The organism is Luxibacter massiliensis (genome assembly GCF_900604355.1).
Lineage (GTDB): Bacteria > Bacillota > Clostridia > Lachnospirales > Lachnospiraceae > Luxibacter > Luxibacter massiliensis.
Genome location: NZ_UWOE01000001.1, coordinates 3,197,675 through 3,216,586, shown reverse-complemented (window position 1 = coordinate 3,216,586; position 18,912 = coordinate 3,197,675). Strand labels below are relative to the sequence as shown.

Below are 18,912 nucleotides of genomic sequence, written 5' to 3'. Positions count from 1 at the left end.
TTGTGGGTTCAGTATAATACCTCACATCATGTGAGATACAAGAGGGAAAATAAAAATGCCCTGCATTTCTGCAGGACATTACTACTTTAATTCCAAAGGTATTTGTATTTCAGTCAGGTACTTTGCCGGATTACTTTCATTCCATGCCCCTCTATGTACAATTTGGCGCATAGGATTGGACATTCGATATTCACTGTTTTTTTGCAGCCATTCAGCAAAAGCAATATACGCTCCTTTGATATTTGAAAAATCACCATACACCATCGTACAGGCCATAACAGGTACAGGCTCAATCGTGCGGAAACAGAATGGAGCAATATCTTTGCATAACTTATTTACAGGAACGCATAACTCAATATCTACATTTTGTTCCTTATATTCTGTGTCGTGATAAACGGAAAATGTATGATTGGACATTTCTATTTTCTGCTCTTTGGCAAAAGCAGAAAGTTCATTCCATAAATCACCCTCGGAGTAATATGTCGGAACAACTCTACGCAAAGATAACACTTGATACTCTGGTATCGCCTTAATGGAAATATTGTAATGAAGTTCCCCTTTGTTTTCTTGTATCTCGCTTTTTGCTATCGCAATTTTCCGTATTTTCTCCTGCTCGTTTTGTATTGTCTGCTCGATTTCTAATCGCTTTTTTTCAAGGGTTTCAAGAAGTAAACGATCATTCATTTCAAGCGCAAGCGCAATTTCAGAAACAAGAAAGCCACTGTCACGCAAATACAATATTCTGTTCAGACGGGGGATTTGAGTTACAGAGTACATTCGGTGTCCCGTCCATTTATCGACTTCTGCTGGTTTCAACAGTCCCACTTCATCATAATATCGAAGCATACGAATAGATACTTGTGTCAGCTTTGAAAATTCACCTATTCTAAACATCTTATCACCTCTTGTATATCATTATACTTGAAGTTTTGTATACTTCAAGCAGATTTGGCACATATCCATAACGGAGAAACGGCATAGCCCCAAAAGCCGCGCCGTTTTCCGAAAACAATTCTTTATGCTGTTTCCCCAAAAAAAGTTTTGAAACCAAAATACTTGTTTTCCCATAACGACAGACAGGGCACAGTATCAGGAGAATCAGGGAGAAGCAGAATACACTTCGGATCCGATGTTCTAAAATTAAGAATAAAAAAGCGATGCAGTCTGCTGATTGCATCGCTTTTTTCGCTGCTGAAAGATTTTATTTTAACTTTATCTCGTCTGTATCACTAACCAGCCATTCCATTGAAACATGCAAGGCTTTTGCCAACATATGCAACTCTGCATCGCAGACATGTCGTTGGTTCTTCTCTATACGTGAGATGATCAGAGGCGTCATATCCTCCATACCCATAAACTGGATCCTTTGGGCAAGCTCCTCTTGTGTAATCGGAGGCTTTTGCAGTGCGCGGCCCAATCTTACTTTATCAGAGCATATATTTCCTTTTATTGTAAACATGCTTCTACCCATTCATAAATCTCCATTTTCTCTATCTTATTTAGATATTTTTTATCGTGTCTATTGATTTTATACTGAAACAAGATATAATGTTGGATAGGGTAGATATTTATTATCTTGTTTAGATAGAAATATGCTTTTTTTATGATTGTCCGCGACCAATGCGGTTTATGCTTTGATAATGGCCATGTAGTGAGATTGCGTAGGGAAGAACTTCATTGGCGTGGTATGGCAGATAAAATGGCACAAAAGTGGCATAGGAAATGCCGATGACATGGAAAAGAAAATCTGTTATACTTATATCGTCTACAAGTGGGTTCTCAGGAATCTGCTTGTTTTTTTATTTTCAGGAAAGGAGTTCGATACTATGAAATACTGTCCATATTGCGGCAAAGAACTTGCAAATCCGGCAGCATCTTTTTGTACGGAATGCGGGGAATCGTTATCTTCTGCGGTACCGGAGGAAGCGCCGGTTACCGAAGCGCAGCGGGAGAAGAAAAAGAGCAGCAAGAAGCATGTAAAGAAAAAAAGATATGCAGGAAAAACAAAAAGACCAGATGTTCCTGCGAAAGCTGGTGGAGCATCTGAGCCAGTGAGAGAAGATGATTATGACGGCTATTATGATGATGTCCGTCCCATTGATGAAGGGGGAGGGCGTGAGGAGATTGACAAGGCGCTGGTTAAAAAGATTATATTGGTGGTGGTCTGTGTTCTCTTAATTGCCGGAGCTTGTGTTGCACTTATGTACTTGATATAAACAGCGTAATAAAATGTTGTAAATCACCTTATCCAATCGTGTAATGTAATTGAAAGGTCAAAGAGGTGATGAACATGATTTATTTGTCCAAAGGGATTGTAAAAGAAAACTCCACGGAACATCTTCTCCGGGTGGCGAGATGTGGTCAGGAATATAGCTTATCCGGAGAACAGGCGGGGTTGTGGCTGAACGGGAGGTTTAGATTTTCCGAAGTTAAAACAGAATCGGAGAAGCGGACGCTGAAGCATTTGGCAAGAATGGGTCTGGCAGAAACGGGAGCAGAAAATACTGATGTGGCAAGATACAGAATCCTCACACAGTGTGTTTGCTGCCCGGCAGTCAATGCAAAACCAGAGATTTTTTTGAGCCGCGCAGAAAAGGAAGCATTAACCTGGCTTCGGAATGCCGGACTTCGGCTGACGGTAGCAGAACTTATCTTTCTTAGAGAGTATAAGATCAAACCTGAACCCCGATATCTCCATGCTGAAAACCGGCAAGCGTTGGTGGAGGCGATCTATACAAAGAATACCATCGCAGATAATTGTCTGGAGCAGATCATGGAATGCGCAGAATGCAGGGATGAAACCATAAGGATATTGCTCGGCCTGCTGAAGAAAAAGAAACTAATCGTATTGTGAGGTGAAGCAGATGAAGGAGAGATTTTATGAGTTGCCAGCACCTTTACAAAAGCAGATTGCCATAAGAATTGTAGGGGGTGCTGTTTTCCTGCTGTTGTTTGTTATCATCTTGCTTGGTTTCCGGGATTTCTATTTTAGCTTACCCTGCCTGCTGTTGTCCGGGTTTCTGCTTATAAACGGGATTCGACTATGCTATAATAGCTTTGCTGGCAACTATATGTGCATCCAGGGAACCTGCGAGAAAATTGAAACGGTCGGGCTCCGAAAAAGAACCAAAGGGATCTGGGTTCAACTGGAGGGAAACGTAGTGAAAATTCCTATTCGGCAAAGAATGAAGGTGCTCTCTATTGGCGATACTGTTATTATATACTTATCAGACAAAACCCCGGTATATGAGCATGAGGGCAATTATATGATATGTAGCTACTATGCACTGGGAATAGAAAAGAGAGGTAATTAAAATGGAAGCAGATAAGGAGATGTTGAATCGGCTCTTGAACGAAATACAGGAGTTGGTCAAGGAAAACGAAAATGAAGACGGCACCTACCGATTTGACTTGCTGAAGGCAGTCATTGCTTTGGATTTCGCAAAAACGGAGATTGAAAAAGCTATTTTTAAGTGATTTTTCAGATGGATTGACTATTGAAGCTGCATATGCTATAATGCTTATATCAGTTTCAAGATTTCCAAAGAGAAATCACGAGTTTCAGAGTTTTCAAAGTGTCAATTAGCACAATTGTGCTGGTTGGCACTTTTTTTGTTTCTTTTGGTTTCTGCCTGCAAAGCAGGTTTGAAATAAATATTTTTTATAGCAGGTAACCCCTGCGAGAAAGGAGATTTCCATGTTAAAAGTTTTTGCAACACAAGTCGTCGTATCCAAAGGTTATGACAACACGCCAGCTCTTCGCTTTTCTGAGAATGGTGATTCTGTGAGGTTCCGAATCGGCAAGAAGGTCTATGACCCTCATGCTGAAAACGACAGCCGTTGGATCAACCTTCCGGTCAAAGCGTTTAACGGCGTATGCGAGCGCATCAAGAAGATGCAGCTGAAAGAGGGTTCCTTTGTGAATCTGATTGGCAGGCTGGACGAAGATTCCTGGGAAGATAAGGATACCAAAGAAACCAGAAAAATGATGGTTATTATTCTGGATGACATTGAGTATGCTTCCGGTGGAGGCAAGTCCAAGGAAAACCAGGCAGCTGCAGGACAGCAGAATGCGGCTCCCCAGAATACTGCTCCGCAAAATGCTGCTTCAGCTCCTGCGACAGGCGCTGAAGCATCCGGAAATTTTACCGGATATGAAGCATTTGGCGGCGGATCATTCTTTGATGAGAATTGATTGGAGCAACAATTGAATCGGGCGTATTAAGGCGCACATGAGTTACAGACACTGTATGCTCATGTGCGCTTTTTTGCGTTTCAAAGGAGGTGTCTTATGACAAATGAAACCTTTTGCCTTCTCTCTGAGGAGGAGAAACACACAAAATTTAAGGCTGCAATGAAGGGCAAGACAAAAGGATGTCTGAATGAAGAAGAACTTCATAGCATCCTGATGAGCATTTCCCTGAACAGACAGTATGCTATTTCGGTTTACCGAGACGGGGAGGAGTTTTGCCGCGTTTTGACAGCGACGAATGGTCTCAAAAGAAGAACCATTCTTGGTCATGCAGCCGCAGGTATTGGAGAAATACCAGGAGAAAAATTTGACTCATCGCAGGCGGCAGTAATTTTGCATGATGCTGTTGACTGCAGCGATGTAAACTGCCTCTATATCTTTATTCCAAAGGAACGAAGTCAGAAAGGAACAGAGTGATGAATAAGAAAGATCAAAAAAGGCACATGGCATATGAGGTGCTGGTACTGTTGGGTATGCTGGCTTTGCTTACTTTTATATGTCGGCTATGGCCCATCCTGTTATTGATTATTCTCGGTATTTTTGCAGCGATGATAAGACTGCTTTTTCTTTCATCCAGAAAGATTGAAGTAATTGTACCACTTCCTCTTTTACCAGAACCGGTAAAAGAAACGACCGAGAAAGATGTACAGGTGCTTGCATATTCAGTCATCCTCAGACGGGTTACAGAGCTGGTGCTATCTGAGTATCCGGAAGCAAGATGGGTCTGGGAGGCGCCGAATGCAGAAAAACTTATTCAGGAAAGTCAGGAGGTTTTTATTCTGCTCAATCGCGCCGGTGGATATCGACGTGCCAAGGTTGTGATCCGAAATCTGCAGGTGGTTGGAATTGAGTACAATCCACAGGTTGAAGAGAATGCGGTTTTGGAGCCGGAGGATAATGCCCCAGAACCTGAAGAAGAACCAGAGGTGCAAAATTACGAACTGCTGGCTTTTGAGTGGGCAGATGTTCATATTTTTGAGCTGAATGCCAGATGCAATGAAGCAATTGGGGAAAATCTCTCAGAATTGATTTTGCTTGCAGAAGAACTTCCGGTCCGGGAGAGTTGGGCAGATATCTGCCGAGAACTGATAAGAGCCGGGCTTACGGATGTTCAGTGTGTATCTGAGGGAATCAAAATTAATCTTACGCAGTCAAATGCAGAAAGGAAATAACGTATGAGTGCATACATGAACAACATCTTTAATTACAGCCGTCCCTTACCGGAACCGTTTGATACACTGACGAACAAAAAGGTGTCAGTATCATCGAAATATGGAGATGGGACAAATGCAACTTTGTGTTCAACAGTCATAAAAGCGGTACATGCAGTTTGCCGCTGCATGGATGGCAGTGCCGAAGGAGCTGTCGGGGTCATCGACCACAGGACAGTTGCTGAATACAAATCGTCCATGGGGCCTGATGAGTATCATCTGGTAGTATATGACAGCAACTCCGGTTCGTTAATGGCAAGCGTGTATGACAAGAACACGGAAACTTTTGAAAACTATGTGCTGAACGCATCAGGGCGTGACGGAGCTGCCGTTATGATGGCGCTGTTTCCGGTACTTATGAATGACGAGGAATTCAGTGATAATTTTGAATTGTACCGCGATCAGTTCAGTCATGGATTTTCGGATTTACGCTCGGCTACGGAGTACATGGCAATGCTATGTGACAACGCCTACAGACGTATCAAAGATACCTCCTGTTCAGCAGCCGTCAAGGTGAGTGTGGACAAGGCCGGAAATCTGATGCGTGTATCTCAGGTGCAGCTGGATTCCGGCGCTTTTGAGCCTACCCATGTGATTGCGGGGGAATTTACGATTTTTGCAAAAACAGCGAGGGTTATTGTGAAGAGCGCAGATGCCATTGTGGAACACACGGATTTTGTCGGCAAGTACGAACTGCACCCAAGGACTATGAGCAGTCAGGAAAAACAGCTGATACCGGTGCTTCCGGAATGGTACATCATTCCACAGGAGGTCGTTGATATCTGTAAACATGCTCAGGCAACCACCGGGAAACCGACACAGATGAGGAATTTTCTCCTTAGAGGGCCGGCCGGAACCGGAAAGACCATGAGCGCAAAGGCGATTGCCGCAGGACTGGGGCTTCCGTATATGGCATACACTTGCTCGGCAGGAACAGAAATATTTGACTTCATCGGTCAGATATTCCCGGATTCCGACTCGGGTTCTACCGGTGATGCACAGCTAGACCATGAGAAAGCAATTTTGACGAGTATGGGCGGCATCAATTATGCTAATGTGTCCAAGATGATGAACCTTCCCGATTTGGATGATATGGACTACGATCCGGCGGGGGTATATCAGGCACTGACGGGCGTAGAGAATGCGGCTGCCACATCTCAGGATTGCATGAGCATTGTGCTGGATCGTGTAACAGAGAAGGTACGTGCTCTGTCCAGACGGGATGAAAATTCTAAGAGTAGTGGTCAGACCTATACTTACACGGAGACTGATTTTATCAAGGCTCTGAAGAATGGGTATGTCATTGAGATCCAGGAACCTTCCACAATTGTTCAGCCAGGCGTTCTGGTAGGACTGAATTCCCTGTTGGAGCAGACCGGGACAATCACCCTTCCCACAGGAGAGGTGATAAAGCGTCATCCGGATGCAGTCGTAGTAGTAACAACCAACATCGAATACGAAGGGTGCCGAGGCATGAACCAGTCCGTTATCGACAGAATGAGTCTGGTGCGGGACGTGGAGTTGCCGACGCCTGAAGTGATGGTGCAGCGCGCCATGTCAGTTACAGGTGCAACAGATGAGTACCAGATTTCCCAGATGGTGCAGGTGGTCAATGATCTGTCGGAGTATTGCCGAAAAAACAGTATTACAGACGGTTCGTATGGTATGCGCAGTCTGATCGACTGGATCGTAAGCAGTGAGATTACCGGCGATGTATATGAGTCGGCACTATATACGATCATCAGCAAGGCGACCACGGATGAAGTAGACCGTGAGGCGCTGGTCAGTGCAGTTCTGGAACCGATTTTCACAAAGAAGCGAAAAAAAGCAACCGCATAAATGTAGTAGAAAGGAGGTCAACCCTGTATGGCGAGGGTGAATCACAAGTTAGTAAAACAGCGGCTCAATGAGCAGCGCAGTAAAATTTCAGACCGACAATTCTTCTCGTCCCGTCTTTTGGCGGGACATTTTGAAGATCTGGCGGCGGCACAGACAAGGCGGTATCGCTATAACCGCCGGGTCCACGTCAATCTGTACTGGAAACCGAGAGAAAAGCATGTGGCGTCAACGGACAATGTGTTTGTGCGTATCAATACCGGAAATTCCCTGGTTACAAAGGTAAAAGGGCGGGAAAACCGTTACCAGATTGTGTGCGGTTTGTTTGCACACGAACTGGGACATGTCCTTTATACGGACTTTTTGGCAGCACAGACACATACCAACTATTTAGGAAGCGGACGCTGGTATCCCTATCCGCCGGATTTGAAGACTACGGCGGATGCGCGGAACGAGAAAGCATTCTGGAATTATGTGAAAACTGATCCGAAAAATCTGGAGATGGTGCAGATGATTGCCCATTATATTTCCAATGTAATTGAGGATGGGTATATCGAAAACAGGATGCTGAACAATTTTCCAGGCACATTGGGGTACGGTCTTGAAAAGCTGCGGGAGCAGCATTTTGAGCATATCGAAACGGTGACGCAGATGATTGAGAGTGAGGATGAAGGAAAGCATATTTTTGAAAGCATTCTTCAGATCATGCTCTCTTATGCTAAGTTTGGTGAAATCAAATACGGGGACGAACCGCTCAGCGATGAAAGAATTCAGGCGGTGTTTGGTTTGATTACCGATATTGACAGCGCTTTACTGAGCAGGTCCGGAAAAGACCGGTTGAATGTTGTCAATATGGTGCTGGTAAGGTGCTGGGACTATATCGAATCTTTTTGTGAAGAATGCAAAAAGCGTCAGGAAGAGGCAGTAGCCTCCGGCGGCTCCGCCAGTCTTGCAGAAACCTTGTCGGAAGTGTTGGGTGCAATTGCCGGTGGTTCCGAAATGGGTGAAGGAAGTAGTACACCGGTGCCGGAAGCCTCTGGCGGGTCAGAAGAATCTGCGACGGCCGGCAAACGGGCACAGACCCATGCAGATGCCGACAGTGAAGATGACTCTGAGGAAACAGACAGCTCCCAGACTGACTCTGAAACGGAAGAAAATTCATCTGGGTCTGGGGAAAGCGATAATTCTTCAAATGAAGACGCTGCCCCGATAGATGGTGGCAGTTCCGGTTCAGGGAAACAAGAAACTTCAGATACTGAGCAGGGACGTATTCCTTATCACCAGTCAGAATCACTTTCAGAACCTGTTGGTGGTTCCGTGGAAAAAAACGAAGATTATGAGCGGGAGCATTACGACAGTGCGGCTGCCGATATTGAACGTCTTCTGGATAAGATGGCAGAAAAGGCGGCCTGTGAGCAACTGGAGAATGAAAGGATTCAGGAGCTTAACGATGTCGCTCAGAACATTTCCTATGGGAATATCCATGAAGGAGTACCTATCCGAATCAACCGGATTGCCTCTGTGGATGAGGAGCTTATGGAACAGTACGATGCTATTTCAGGACCTTTGCTGAATATTTCCCGCCAGCTGCAGAAGAGTTTGCTCAAGCAGCTCAAGGAAAATCGGAGAGGCGGTAAACAGACCGGGCTTATCATGGGCCGCCGTCTGGATGCTCACGCACTGTGCAGGAATGACGGCAAGGTGTTTTATAAGAACAATCTGCCCAATGAGATCCCGGAACTGGCAGTCGGCCTGCTTCTGGATGAGTCAGGGTCCATGTGTTCCTGTGACCGCTGTACTTATGCCAGAGCTTCAGCTATCATTCTGTATGATTTCTGCCAGAGCCTGGATATCCCGGTTATGGTCTATGGCCATTCCACTGATTATACCGATGTCGGAAATACAGTAGCATTGTATTCCTATGCGGAATTTGATGGCTTTGATCATGATGATAAATACCGCATGATGGATATTGCGGCCAGAGGCAGTAACCGTGACGGGGCGGCACTCCGTTTTGTTGCGGAGCAGCTGTCTAAGCGGCCAGAAGCAGTAAAAATCCTCATACTGGTTTCTGACGGACAGCCTGCTGACAGTGGGTATGGAGGTTCCGCAGCTGAGGAGGACCTTCGCGGCATCAAGCAGGAGTATCAGCGTAAAGGTATTTTGTTTGTCGCTGCGGCAATCGGAGATGACAAGCAAAACATTGAGAGAATCTACGGAGACTCATTCCTGGATATCTCGGATTTAAACCAACTGCCCATAAAACTAACCGCTGTTGTGAAGCGGCATGTGAGGGTATAACAATATCAAATCATAAAAAAGACGACGGGCAGCTGGATTTCTACAGCTGCCCGCCTGTTATTCAGAAAGGAAGGTAATTATGCACTTTTTAACATTAGCAGCTTTAGAAATCTCTCAGATACAGGAAGACAAGGAATTGGACAACCAGATTGCAGAGGCGCTGAAGGAATTGGAGCTTCAGAAGCAAATTGAAACAAAGAATTTTATGCTGGATTTTGCGATTGGGAGATGTCAAAATCTTCAGTCATCGTTCTCCCGTGCAGTGAATGACGGCGTTTCTGAGCTGATGTATCCTTATTGTGAGTCGCTGGAGGATCCGGAATATCTGGAATTTGAAGATCGGACAGAAAAACTGCGCGAGGAATATGAGGATGCGGTTGATTGCATAAAGCTGCCTCAAGGAACAGTTGTGGAGCAGTATGGCGATCCACTCTGGGGCAGATTTGTTGTCCGCGACGGAAAAGTGTTCCAAAGGGATGCAGGATCGCTTCATCATGAAAAGCGTACAAAGAAAGCAAAACGAATGGTGGCTCTGCCTAATTATCCCCGCAAAAAGCTCTATAAGAGTTTTGAGAAATATGCAGAAGAAAGGTGTGGCTTTTCTTTTGATGAAAAGCATCACGGCTATGGATATTATTATAATCCAAACACCATATGGGATTGGTATTCCATTGGCGGGCGATGGCCGGAGATGTTCCTGGTAAAGGACGACTGCACTGAGTATTCTATCGGTGAGCGAAGCTGGTGCAACTCGGACCGGAAATCAGAGGCGCCGGAAGGATACCGGTGGGTATGCGCTGCCAGGAAAAAGGACATTGCGTGGGATGCCATGCGGGACTGGCGAAACCAGAAAGCCGCAGAGCGGTTCCATAAGCTTGAACAGATGTTCCTGGCAGGAAAGACGGATCCGGATTTCCATGGAGAGATTGTCCCGGACGGAGTTATGCACTGGGGCGAACTGGTTTACCGCAAGGGCTCTACCTTGGAGGAATACCTGGAGGAATATGGGATTCCGGGCAGCTGGAAGTATCCGGTAGGCTCGCATGACATCGTGGATGAGGACCAGTGGCTGAGCAAAGATGACAGTGTGCTGGATGCAGAATCTGAAAAATATGTTCCAGTAGACTGGCGCAGCTGCATAGATGGCTACATTGATGATGTGGATGAGGATACGGTACTGGTTGCCGTAGATTATCATATGTGAGGAGGATTCAGATGAATACATATGTTATTTGTATGGACTCTGTATGGGTTCGTGACTCAGAAATGTTTGATATTGTCGGTCTGACAGATGAAGAATTGACGGATATTGATATGTGCGGCACAGATAACCAAGGCAGATGGCACGATATGGAGCCGACCCCATTTATCGCAGTCATAAAGGCGGAAAGCGAGGAGGAAGCCTGCAAAAAGGCGGCCACCCAAATGCGCTATGATCCACGCTGTCTGTTTGCAATAAAAGTTTCAGAATAAAGGAGGTATCAAAAAATGATTATCAATCGAATCGGTGCTGAGTTTGAATACGACGGCACAACTTATGTAATCGGCGCTCCCATCGTGGGAACGCCGGAAAGCGAGTATGAGGGTCTGTATGGGACGATTACGGAAATCCGTGATGGAGAGGATAAGGAAACGGAAAATGAAACGCCGGATATATATTGCTCTTTTGAAGTTCCTGCACTGCCCTGTGAAGTAAAAAAGCTGGAAGAGGTTTTCTCTGAACTGTATGACCAGAAAAAGACCATTGACGACATCATCCTGGATCTTGTCATCATGGCTCCGTCTATGGTGGAGCCGCTTGATGACCTGAAAGAGTGTCGCCAGCATCCAAGGATTTATATTCTTTTGGAAGATTGGGCGGTTGACGGCGAACAGGGAAATTCTTCCGAGGTCTATACGGACTTCAATGATGCGAAACGCATACTGGTCCAGAAACTGAAAGAGGAGCAGGAAAGCGGCTGTATTCCGCAATGGGCGGATGATGAGAAGTTCAAGGAGCATTCCACGGACTCCCTCTATGAATGTTACATTGACGGCGAATACTGCGAGAGCCATTACCATATCGCAATCGTCTCTCAGCAGTTCTGCGTTTCCAATCGGTTTGTCAGGGAGATGGGATGGCTTTACCAGGCGTCCTGCCAGCTTGAAGATTTTGTATCACAGGTGTCAGACTGGGATGAATTGGATCAGCTGACCGATGAGCAATATAACCGCATGGTCCAGGATCCCCGTTTCCCGGAAAGGCTCCAGAACAAGCTGGGCAAAAACGATTCTTACTGGGAATCTTACTGGGAGAGCGTTTCAGAGGTTGCACATGAGTTTGTGAGTGAGTATCTGAAAAAGGAGACATAAAGACTATGAATACAAGGATTAACTATCTCTACCGGGATGCAGACAACTACAAGATGCCAAATTCCTGTGTGGTTATTGGCGAGATAAGCGAAGTGCAAATCGCAGAAGTCATATCCTGTCTGGACTGTGGGGAATATTTCATTCCCCGGCAGGTGGGGCTTCCTGAAAAACGCTTTGACAGGTTTGACGAGGAGGTGGACCATTGCTGGTTTGAATTAAGTGCAGATGGGTTTGAGGCTACCGAAAATGTTTCCAATGTTGACATGACTGTGGTGCAGCTCTTGGAGTTGTTCCGCAGTGCGAAAAACAACTGGCATGATGACGTGCCATTAGGAGGTGCAGTATGAGTTACTCAGAATGGCATACTTACGGCTATGGGATCTGCGTTTCCGATATTACGGATGAGTCTGTGGAACGCCTGCAGAAGCTGATTTCCCTGGCACCGGAGTACCAAAAGAAAATACAGGCATGGCTGGATGAGTGTGAGATATCGGAGCCGGCCTACGAGGATTATCTGGAGTTCGACCAGGACTATATGCTTGGCCTGGCAACCATCTTAAAAGAAGTGATCCTTGAGGCAGAGGACATTGATCTTGTGGCGTGCGACAGCCATGACGGCACGGATTATCTGCTCTATGTGCCGGATTATCCCTGGAACATGGGAAAACACAGACAGCTCATGACGGAGGAGGCCGTCGCAGGGCTTTTCCGAAAATATGTTTCCATTTTGACAGATGAGGCGATAGAAATAGATTACCAGTCTGTTGAGAATGGAGGTTAGGAGGTGGCGTTATGCCTTATAAAAGCGATACAAGGCCGCTGACCAGCATCGTCTCCTATCCGGAGCGTGGCGAAGGCGGCAACAACCGTTACCGGGGGAACTGTTCCCCCAGGCTGATCGAGGACCTTCTGGAGTTCTTCCAGCCGGCAGAAATCTGCGATTATATGTGCGGAAGCGGGACGACCAAAGCGGCGGCGGACAAGCTGGGTATTGGCAGTCATCTCTATGACCTGCACAGCGGTTTTGACATCATGAACTGCGAGATCCCGGAGCGCCCAGAGTTTATATTTTGGCACCCTCCATACTGGGATATCGTGACCTATTCGGATGTCATGTATAAAGCCTTAGATGTCCAAAAGAACTACGGATATGATCCAAGACAGTATGATCTATCGCGCATACCAGATTGGGAAAGCTTTGTTGATAAAATGAACTATGCCATGATGAAGCAGTTTTCTGCCCTTGAAAAAGGTGGCAGGATGGCGGTTTTAATGGGAGACATTAAGAAAAAAGGCGTGCTTTACAGTATGCTTTCTGAAATCGTCAAGCCGGGCTCCTTGGAGAATATCATCATCAAGGCTCAGCATAACTGCTTTTCAGACCAGATCCAGTATAGCGGGAAATTCATACCGATCTTACATGAGTATGTGATGATTGTCCGAAAGGATTCACCGCTTCTGGTTCCGATTATCATGGCAAAGAAAGCGGAGGTCGATATCCGGGATATGCCAGGAGCGACATGGCGTGATGTAGTTGCTGCCGTTTTGGAACAGTGCAGCGAGCCGGTGACGCTCACGTTTCTCTATGAGAAAATAGAGCCGCATAAAAAAGCACAGGCAAATAAGTGGTGGAAAGAAAAAATCCGCCAAACGCTTCAGATCAATCCTACATACTTCTTTCATGATGGCAGGGGAATGTGGTCGTTGAACAGAAGTGCAGCATAGTATCTGCGTCTGGGGGATGTCTTTTGTAGGCATCCCTCAGTTGCTTTAACTATATGTAGAAGAAGGATGGCTTTTTTGCTATAATACAAATATACTTATGAACAGGAGGCGAAATATGTCTGTTTATTATAATCCGGACACGTACAGAAAAATTATCAGAAATGGTGAAGAATGTTGGGTATATGATTGGGGCAAAAATGCTGATATAAATTCGTTCAATTATATGCTGGACCGCTGGGGTGGCATCCAGCAAAAATTTTTTATCAATGGCGAGACCAGACAATATTTTCTTATTGATAAACAAGAGTGTACTGTCATGGAAATATCAAATCCAGAAGTAATAAGGTTTCTGTATGAGCATCTTTATATGGCGAATATTAACGAGACTTTTATCGAACTGTTTACCTCAATCGGAGGGTTTAAAACAGTAAAGTACGAGTAGATTCTGATTTTTTTCTTGGGGATGTCGTTTCGGCGGCATCCCTTTTTGTATAACTGTTTTCAATTTGGATATACTAATCTCCGAGGGTTCTATTTACATTCGCACTTCAATAGTGTATAATGTGGAGTGCGGATGTAAATGGAACCAAGGAGGTGCATTGATACGGACACGATTTGGACTAAAATTCAAACAATTGCAGAAAAAAGCAATGGGTTTGTTAAGACTTCTGATATTGAGGCGGCTGGAATCAGCAGACCGATGTTGAAAAAGTATGTTGATATGGGAAAATTAGATCCGGTGCGAAAAGGGTTATATACTTTGACCGATGAATTTACTGACGAGTTTGCGCTTCTTCAGGCACAAAGCGCAAAGATAATATATTCATATGGCACCGCACTGTTCTTTTGGGGGATGTCGGACAGGGCGCCGAACATCTTGGATATAACGCTGCCTCGCGGAACGAACATCAGCAGGTTAAGGCGTGATAATCCAAATTTACGTTGTCATTATGTGCAGACGGAAGTTTACGATCTTGGAATAACAGAAACAAAATCCCCTCAAGGCGGGATGGTAAAGCTGTATGACAGGGAGCGCTGTATTTGTGATGTGATCCGGGATAAGGATCAAATTGAACTGCAGCTTTTTACGCAGGCAATTAAGGACTATTTTAAGACAAATCCAAATAACCGAAAACTGCTGAAATATGGCAAGGTATTTGGAATTGAAGATAAGATAAGAACATATATGGAGGTTTTATAATGAAGACACCGGAACAACTAAAAGGAGCCATTCGCAGCATGGCAGCGAAGAAAAATCTTCGTGCACAGGAAGTGCTGCAGATGTTTTTATTTGAAAGAATCATTGATCGTTTGGCAGCTTCATCCTTTCGGGACAATTTTATTTTGAAGGGCGGACTCTTGATATCATCAATGATCGGTATTGGTGAACGCACTACTATGGATATGGACACAACGGTGCGTGGTATTCAGATGGAAGAGGACGAGATCGTTTCTGCAGTCAAAGAGATTATCGCAATGGATGTGGGAGACGGAATTTCTTTTGAATTTCAGAAAATTGAACCAATCCGCGAGGATGATGCGTACAATAATTTCCGGGTTCATCTGCGTGCAAAATACGGGAAGATTGACAGCCCAATGAAGATAGACATTACTACCGGAGATATTATTACGCCTGCAGCCATTCGTTATGATTTCCCGTTTGTGTTTGAGGAGAAAACGGTTTCGGTCATGGCATATACGCTTGAGACAGTGCTTGCGGAAAAATATGAAACGATTATCCGCAGAAACATTGGAACTACAAGGGCAAGGGATTATTATGATTTACATACTCTTTACCGCAGCCGTAAAGATGTGGTTCAGATAGAGGTTCTGAGGGTAGCAGTTATTCATACTGCGGAGAAAAGAGATTCGGTTGATGATATCATGGACTGGAGAGATATTTTGAAGGATATCCGTGAAGAGCCGCAGTTATATCTTCTGTGGGATAATTATGCTGCGGACAACAAATACATTGGAGATTTGAAATTCAATGAAGTTCTTGATACAGTGGACGAAATTGCAAAGATTCTTGATTTGTGATATCAAGTAAGAAAAGATTAAATTTTACCATGAAACACTTATAATAGAAATCGGAGTTTGTGAAGGAGGTTATTGTGTCACTTAATATAGCAGAAACATTTGAATTATTATTTGATAAAAATAATAATGTTGCATACAAGGCATTACAGGAATTGCAAAAAGAAAGCATTGAAACAGATTGTGTTTATCTTTATATGGATAGATTAAGCGATATGCTTGACAGTGATAATTCTTATATCCGCACAAGAGGGCTTACACTGATTGCCTATAATGCAAAATGGGATAAAGATTATAAAATTGATGAAATCATTGATAACTACTTAAAACATATAACAGATGTTAAACCTATTACAGCAAGACAATGTATTAAGCTGTTGCCGATTATTGCAAAGGATAAACCAGAATTGAGGAATGATATTCTTTCTGCACTTCATAAAGCTAATGTATGTATTTATGATGATAGTATGCAACCCTTAATTTATAAGGATATTCAAAAAGCATTGAAAGAAATACAAAAATTATAAAAAAGCAAATTCTGATTTATCAATTCATAAAGTTTTGAAATAAAAAGAATATTGTAACCCGGAGATGTTGATTATCAGCATCTCTTTTTTATATCAAAAAGGAGGTATATAGTATGGGATGGTTGATAGGTATCCTTAGTTTTATAGGCGGCAGCGTGTTTGGCGTTGTTTTTATGTGTATGTTTCAGATTAACCGAACTTACAGAAATAAGCGCTCGGAGTAAACATTTGCAGTAAGAATGCTCTTTTCTCCTGGTGGATTGACTATTGCAAATAAATCTGTTATAATATTTACATCAGTATCAAGTTTGGCTACGGCTAAACACAGTTTAACAGAGTTTATCAAAGTGTCATTTGCAATTTTGCAGATGGCACTTTTTTTGTTTTCCGGCCAATTCATTTGGGCATAAGCCAGCAGTCTTTCGGGATTGCTGGCTTTTGTTATATATCAAGGCGGCAATCCCGCCAGAAAAGAAAGGAGCATGAAATATGCAAAAACAATGTCAGGATGGTTTCTACACCACATTCAGTTCCTATCCCTTTATGCTGGATTATCACAAGGAGCAGTCCAAGAACAGCCGCTGGGTGAAAGCCAGGGTCAGTGACCTTGAAATTCAGCCGCTGGATAAAGGCTCTGCTCTGTGTACAAATCTGTCGGCATTTGCAGCGGGAACAACACAGGAGGCTGTGGATGACACAGCTGAAAATCTCGGTTTAGCTATGTGTATTAACGGGGAACTTTTTCCCATGCGCATGACAGCCTACAAAAGCCTTTTGGACAGGGCAAAAATCGGTGGCACGGCGCTCCCTAAACTGAGCCGTGAAGTGCTGGCGGAGGTGTTAAACGCCTGCCTGCGTCTTTATTCAGCGGATGCACTTTTGCTGATTCGTGATGAAAAAGTTGCGGCGGTTCATTCCGGGGATGCTGTTGATTATTCAGTGCTACCGATTGATGAGCTGCTCACTGCTCTGAAGACAAAGCTGGATGCCCGTTTTTCAGGAAACGAGTTTGAGTCCGGCTACTGTGACCATGCGATGGTAAGCGCAGCATGGACGATGCCAGATCAAAAAGAGGATTTGCTAGGAGCGTACACAAAGCTGCTGGATTCCCAAGGAAAAACGGCTATGGCTTCCAAACTGACTCCGGGTGTCCGTTTTATGAGTTCGGATACTGGAGTGGCTTCAGCAAAGGTCTCAGCCCTACTGGTGAGCGGAAAGCGTTCTATCCATATCGGGGGCTGCATCGCAGTTGACCACAGGCATCAGTCCAAGGTTTCCGACTTTGATACAGCGTTGGATCAGCTGTTTGCCCAATTCGGGGATAGCATTGCCAAACTGCAGAAACTGCTGGAGATCCATTTGGATTATCCGGTAAACGCTATGACCAGGGTATGTAAAAAACTTAGTCTGCCAAAAAAGGCTGCAGTCGAAGCTATCGCCATGTACGAGATGGCATACGGAGGCGGCCCGGCGACAGCCCATGACGTATTTCTTGCTATGCAGGAGATCCCGTTTATTTTGAGGACTGAAAACACGCCGGAAAGTAAGATGCTGGTCATAGAAGAAAATATGGCTCGTGCGCTTTCATTCAGATGGAGTGATTACGACCTTGCAAAGGCGGTGAGTTACTGATGGCAAAACCGATTGTTCTTTGTGATACCGCAGGTATGACGAATGACAGATGGCTGGAATGCCGTATGCACGGCCCCAAAGGGGATATTCCCTATACCGTGGGTGGAAGCGATGTTGCAGCTATTTTTGGTGTATCACCATGGACGACTCCGCTGGAGCTGTGGAAAATCAAAAAAGGGCAAATGAAGCCTGCAAAAAAAGCCAATGCCAATCAATTGCAAATGGGACATCTTTTAGAGCCGGTTGCTGCCTATTGGTATGGTGCAAAGACAGGCAATACCGTTACAGAAGACACGAATCTGTATCAGCACGCAGATCATCCTTACGCTCTTGCCAATTTCGACCGGCGCTTTACACGGGCGTCCGATAACGAACCGGGAATTTTGGAGTGTAAAAGCTGTACTTATCACAAAGCGGATGAGTGGGCAGATGGAGCGATTCCGCTCTACTATGAACTGCAGCTGAGGTTTTATCTTGCGGTAGCGGATGTGAACATTGGCGCTTTTTCTGCCGTTTGGGGAAATAATCCGGACAATGATCTGGCAATGCCTGAGATTATTCGTGATAAGGCGAAGGAGGATATGATCTTTGAACGCCTGGACGAATGGATCTGGAGCCTTGAGAATGATAAACCCCCGACAATGGCAGATGTTGCACCAAAGCTTGCTTTGGAGTCACTGGCAAGGATTTATGGTGCAAGTCAGGCGGGACTTCCAACAATAGAGTTTTCCCGCAAGTATGAATCGCCCTTGCGCAGAATTGCAATGCTTCAAGGGAAAATCTCTGAATGCAACAGAGAAATCAAAACATATGAAAAGGAGATTGAAGCACATAGTGTGCGAATTGCCGAAGTCATGAAGGAGCATGAGCATGGCGTCTTGGAGACGACCAGCGATAAGCTTCTGATTGATTTTGTGACAAAAACAACCCGCAGGCCCGATTCCAAAGCCTTGAAGGAAAAATACCCGGCAATTTATACTGATGTTCTAAAAGCATCGGAAAGCCGCAAGGTAAAGGTGTCGGTCCAGCCAATTTAGAA

Annotated in this window: 24 protein-coding genes; 22 read left to right on the top strand and 2 right to left on the bottom strand. The window is 44.7% G+C overall.

Going from position 1 to position 18,912, the window contains the following annotated elements:
• Positions 1-81 precede the first annotated feature (81 nt).
• Together EFA47_RS14855 and EFA47_RS14845 are read right to left on the bottom strand one after the other, a co-directional pair.
• Positions 82-894 (bottom strand): MerR family transcriptional regulator, encoded by an 813-nt coding sequence (locus EFA47_RS14855; RefSeq protein WP_016295806.1) that lies wholly within the window; start codon positions 892-894, stop codon positions 82-84.
• Positions 895-1,201: 307 nt separating this feature from the next.
• On the bottom strand, positions 1,202-1,471 hold the full coding sequence (locus EFA47_RS14845; protein ID WP_016295807.1) for a helix-turn-helix domain-containing protein: 270 nt from the start codon (positions 1,469-1,471) through the stop codon (positions 1,202-1,204).
• Positions 1,472-1,733: 262 nt separating this feature from the next.
• Here EFA47_RS14845 and EFA47_RS14840 point away from each other — a divergent pair, with 262 nt between their 5' ends.
• From EFA47_RS14840 to EFA47_RS14740, 22 genes are all read left to right on the top strand, one after another.
• The gene (locus tag EFA47_RS14840) at positions 1,734-2,216 is read left to right on the top strand and encodes a zinc ribbon domain-containing protein (protein WP_122643986.1); all 483 of its coding nucleotides are present in this window, start codon (positions 1,734-1,736) and stop codon (positions 2,214-2,216) included.
• Positions 2,217-2,290: 74 nt separating this feature from the next.
• Entirely contained in the window at positions 2,291-2,854 is a 564-nt protein-coding gene (locus EFA47_RS14835) for a hypothetical protein (protein WP_122643985.1), read from the top strand.
• Between the two features lie 10 nt (positions 2,855-2,864).
• Positions 2,865-3,314 (top strand): hypothetical protein, encoded by a 450-nt coding sequence (locus tag EFA47_RS14830; protein WP_016295810.1) that lies wholly within the window; start codon positions 2,865-2,867, stop codon positions 3,312-3,314.
• Between the two features lies 1 nt (position 3,315).
• Entirely contained in the window at positions 3,316-3,477 is a 162-nt protein-coding gene (locus tag EFA47_RS19930) for a hypothetical protein (RefSeq protein WP_016295811.1), read from the top strand.
• 220 nt (positions 3,478-3,697) lie between these two features.
• Positions 3,698-4,195, top strand: coding sequence for a single-stranded DNA-binding protein (locus tag EFA47_RS14825; RefSeq protein WP_122643984.1), 498 nt, complete (start codon positions 3,698-3,700; stop codon positions 4,193-4,195).
• A gap of 96 nt (positions 4,196-4,291) precedes the next feature.
• Positions 4,292-4,669, top strand: coding sequence for a hypothetical protein (locus tag EFA47_RS14820; RefSeq protein WP_122643983.1), 378 nt, complete (start codon positions 4,292-4,294; stop codon positions 4,667-4,669).
• A complete protein-coding gene (locus tag EFA47_RS14815; RefSeq protein WP_122643982.1) occupies positions 4,669-5,424 on the top strand; it encodes a hypothetical protein in 756 nt (251 codons plus the stop codon). The genes EFA47_RS14820 and EFA47_RS14815 overlap by 1 nt, the downstream gene beginning before the upstream one ends.
• Before the next feature lie 3 nt (positions 5,425-5,427).
• Positions 5,428-7,302: an AAA family ATPase gene (locus EFA47_RS14810; RefSeq protein WP_122643981.1), complete on the top strand. Its 1,875-nt coding sequence runs from the start codon at positions 5,428-5,430 to the stop codon at positions 7,300-7,302.
• 27 nt (positions 7,303-7,329) lie between these two features.
• Positions 7,330-9,600 (top strand): nitric oxide reductase activation protein NorD, encoded by a 2,271-nt coding sequence (locus EFA47_RS14805; RefSeq protein ID WP_122643980.1) that lies wholly within the window; start codon positions 7,330-7,332, stop codon positions 9,598-9,600.
• Between the two features lie 79 nt (positions 9,601-9,679).
• Positions 9,680-10,804 (top strand): hypothetical protein, encoded by a 1,125-nt coding sequence (locus EFA47_RS14800; protein WP_122643979.1) that lies wholly within the window; start codon positions 9,680-9,682, stop codon positions 10,802-10,804.
• Positions 10,805-10,815: 11 nt separating this feature from the next.
• On the top strand, positions 10,816-11,073 hold the full coding sequence (locus EFA47_RS14795) for a hypothetical protein (RefSeq protein ID WP_122643978.1): 258 nt from the start codon (positions 10,816-10,818) through the stop codon (positions 11,071-11,073).
• A gap of 15 nt (positions 11,074-11,088) precedes the next feature.
• Positions 11,089-11,952 (top strand): hypothetical protein, encoded by an 864-nt coding sequence (locus EFA47_RS14790; RefSeq protein WP_122643977.1) that lies wholly within the window; start codon positions 11,089-11,091, stop codon positions 11,950-11,952.
• Between the two features lie 5 nt (positions 11,953-11,957).
• Positions 11,958-12,299 carry a hypothetical protein gene (locus EFA47_RS14785; protein ID WP_016295820.1) on the top strand — a complete coding sequence of 114 codons (342 nt, stop codon included), beginning with the start codon at positions 11,958-11,960 and terminating at the stop codon, positions 12,297-12,299.
• Positions 12,296-12,733 carry a hypothetical protein gene (locus EFA47_RS14780; RefSeq protein WP_016295821.1) on the top strand — a complete coding sequence of 146 codons (438 nt, stop codon included), beginning with the start codon at positions 12,296-12,298 and terminating at the stop codon, positions 12,731-12,733. The genes EFA47_RS14785 and EFA47_RS14780 overlap by 4 nt, the downstream gene beginning before the upstream one ends.
• 11 nt (positions 12,734-12,744) lie before the next feature.
• The gene (locus tag EFA47_RS14775) at positions 12,745-13,677 is read left to right on the top strand and encodes a hypothetical protein (RefSeq protein WP_122643976.1); all 933 of its coding nucleotides are present in this window, start codon (positions 12,745-12,747) and stop codon (positions 13,675-13,677) included.
• A gap of 115 nt (positions 13,678-13,792) precedes the next feature.
• Positions 13,793-14,119, top strand: a complete 327-nt coding sequence (locus EFA47_RS14770) for a hypothetical protein (protein ID WP_122643975.1) — start codon at positions 13,793-13,795, stop codon at positions 14,117-14,119.
• A gap of 138 nt (positions 14,120-14,257) precedes the next feature.
• On the top strand, positions 14,258-14,878 hold the full coding sequence (locus EFA47_RS14765; protein ID WP_023042404.1) for a type IV toxin-antitoxin system AbiEi family antitoxin domain-containing protein: 621 nt from the start codon (positions 14,258-14,260) through the stop codon (positions 14,876-14,878).
• The gene (locus EFA47_RS14760) at positions 14,878-15,717 is read left to right on the top strand and encodes a nucleotidyl transferase AbiEii/AbiGii toxin family protein (protein WP_122643974.1); all 840 of its coding nucleotides are present in this window, start codon (positions 14,878-14,880) and stop codon (positions 15,715-15,717) included. The genes EFA47_RS14765 and EFA47_RS14760 overlap by 1 nt, the downstream gene beginning before the upstream one ends.
• 74 nt (positions 15,718-15,791) lie before the next feature.
• A complete protein-coding gene (locus EFA47_RS14755) occupies positions 15,792-16,241 on the top strand; it encodes a SufBD protein (RefSeq protein ID WP_122643973.1) in 450 nt (149 codons plus the stop codon).
• Between the two features lie 113 nt (positions 16,242-16,354).
• On the top strand, positions 16,355-16,465 hold the full coding sequence (locus EFA47_RS14750) for a hypothetical protein (protein WP_016295827.1): 111 nt from the start codon (positions 16,355-16,357) through the stop codon (positions 16,463-16,465).
• A gap of 265 nt (positions 16,466-16,730) precedes the next feature.
• Positions 16,731-17,873 (top strand): hypothetical protein, encoded by a 1,143-nt coding sequence (locus tag EFA47_RS14745; protein ID WP_122643972.1) that lies wholly within the window; start codon positions 16,731-16,733, stop codon positions 17,871-17,873.
• The gene (locus EFA47_RS14740) at positions 17,873-18,910 is read left to right on the top strand and encodes a YqaJ viral recombinase family nuclease (protein ID WP_016295829.1); all 1,038 of its coding nucleotides are present in this window, start codon (positions 17,873-17,875) and stop codon (positions 18,908-18,910) included. Before EFA47_RS14745 ends, EFA47_RS14740 begins: the two co-directional genes overlap by 1 nt.
• Positions 18,911-18,912 lie beyond the last annotated feature (2 nt).

Excerpts from the sequence above, each read along its gene's own strand:
- EFA47_RS14855 (WP_016295806.1), bottom strand. The coding sequence starts at position 894 with ATGTTTAGAATAGGTGAATTTTCAAAGCTGACACAAGTATCTATTCGT.
- EFA47_RS14845 (WP_016295807.1), bottom strand. The coding sequence starts at position 1,471 with ATGGGTAGAAGCATGTTTACAATAAAAGGAAATATATGCTCTGATAAA.
- EFA47_RS14840 (WP_122643986.1), top strand. The coding sequence starts at position 1,734 with ATGGAAAAGAAAATCTGTTATACTTATATCGTCTACAAGTGGGTTCTC.
- EFA47_RS14835 (WP_122643985.1), top strand. The coding sequence starts at position 2,291 with ATGATTTATTTGTCCAAAGGGATTGTAAAAGAAAACTCCACGGAACAT.
- EFA47_RS14830 (WP_016295810.1), top strand. The coding sequence starts at position 2,865 with ATGAAGGAGAGATTTTATGAGTTGCCAGCACCTTTACAAAAGCAGATT.
- EFA47_RS19930 (WP_016295811.1), top strand. The coding sequence starts at position 3,316 with ATGGAAGCAGATAAGGAGATGTTGAATCGGCTCTTGAACGAAATACAG.
- EFA47_RS14825 (WP_122643984.1), top strand. The coding sequence starts at position 3,698 with ATGTTAAAAGTTTTTGCAACACAAGTCGTCGTATCCAAAGGTTATGAC.
- EFA47_RS14820 (WP_122643983.1), top strand. The coding sequence starts at position 4,292 with ATGACAAATGAAACCTTTTGCCTTCTCTCTGAGGAGGAGAAACACACA.
- EFA47_RS14815 (WP_122643982.1), top strand. The coding sequence starts at position 4,669 with ATGAATAAGAAAGATCAAAAAAGGCACATGGCATATGAGGTGCTGGTA.
- EFA47_RS14810 (WP_122643981.1), top strand. The coding sequence starts at position 5,428 with ATGAGTGCATACATGAACAACATCTTTAATTACAGCCGTCCCTTACCG.
- EFA47_RS14805 (WP_122643980.1), top strand. The coding sequence starts at position 7,330 with ATGGCGAGGGTGAATCACAAGTTAGTAAAACAGCGGCTCAATGAGCAG.
- EFA47_RS14800 (WP_122643979.1), top strand. The coding sequence starts at position 9,680 with ATGCACTTTTTAACATTAGCAGCTTTAGAAATCTCTCAGATACAGGAA.
- EFA47_RS14795 (WP_122643978.1), top strand. The coding sequence starts at position 10,816 with ATGAATACATATGTTATTTGTATGGACTCTGTATGGGTTCGTGACTCA.
- EFA47_RS14790 (WP_122643977.1), top strand. The coding sequence starts at position 11,089 with ATGATTATCAATCGAATCGGTGCTGAGTTTGAATACGACGGCACAACT.
- EFA47_RS14785 (WP_016295820.1), top strand. The coding sequence starts at position 11,958 with ATGAATACAAGGATTAACTATCTCTACCGGGATGCAGACAACTACAAG.
- EFA47_RS14780 (WP_016295821.1), top strand. The coding sequence starts at position 12,296 with ATGAGTTACTCAGAATGGCATACTTACGGCTATGGGATCTGCGTTTCC.
- EFA47_RS14775 (WP_122643976.1), top strand. The coding sequence starts at position 12,745 with ATGCCTTATAAAAGCGATACAAGGCCGCTGACCAGCATCGTCTCCTAT.
- EFA47_RS14770 (WP_122643975.1), top strand. The coding sequence starts at position 13,793 with ATGTCTGTTTATTATAATCCGGACACGTACAGAAAAATTATCAGAAAT.
- EFA47_RS14765 (WP_023042404.1), top strand. The coding sequence starts at position 14,258 with ATGGAACCAAGGAGGTGCATTGATACGGACACGATTTGGACTAAAATT.
- EFA47_RS14760 (WP_122643974.1), top strand. The coding sequence starts at position 14,878 with ATGAAGACACCGGAACAACTAAAAGGAGCCATTCGCAGCATGGCAGCG.
- EFA47_RS14750 (WP_016295827.1), top strand. The coding sequence starts at position 16,355 with ATGGGATGGTTGATAGGTATCCTTAGTTTTATAGGCGGCAGCGTGTTT.
- EFA47_RS14745 (WP_122643972.1), top strand. The coding sequence starts at position 16,731 with ATGCAAAAACAATGTCAGGATGGTTTCTACACCACATTCAGTTCCTAT.
- EFA47_RS14740 (WP_016295829.1), top strand. The coding sequence starts at position 17,873 with ATGGCAAAACCGATTGTTCTTTGTGATACCGCAGGTATGACGAATGAC.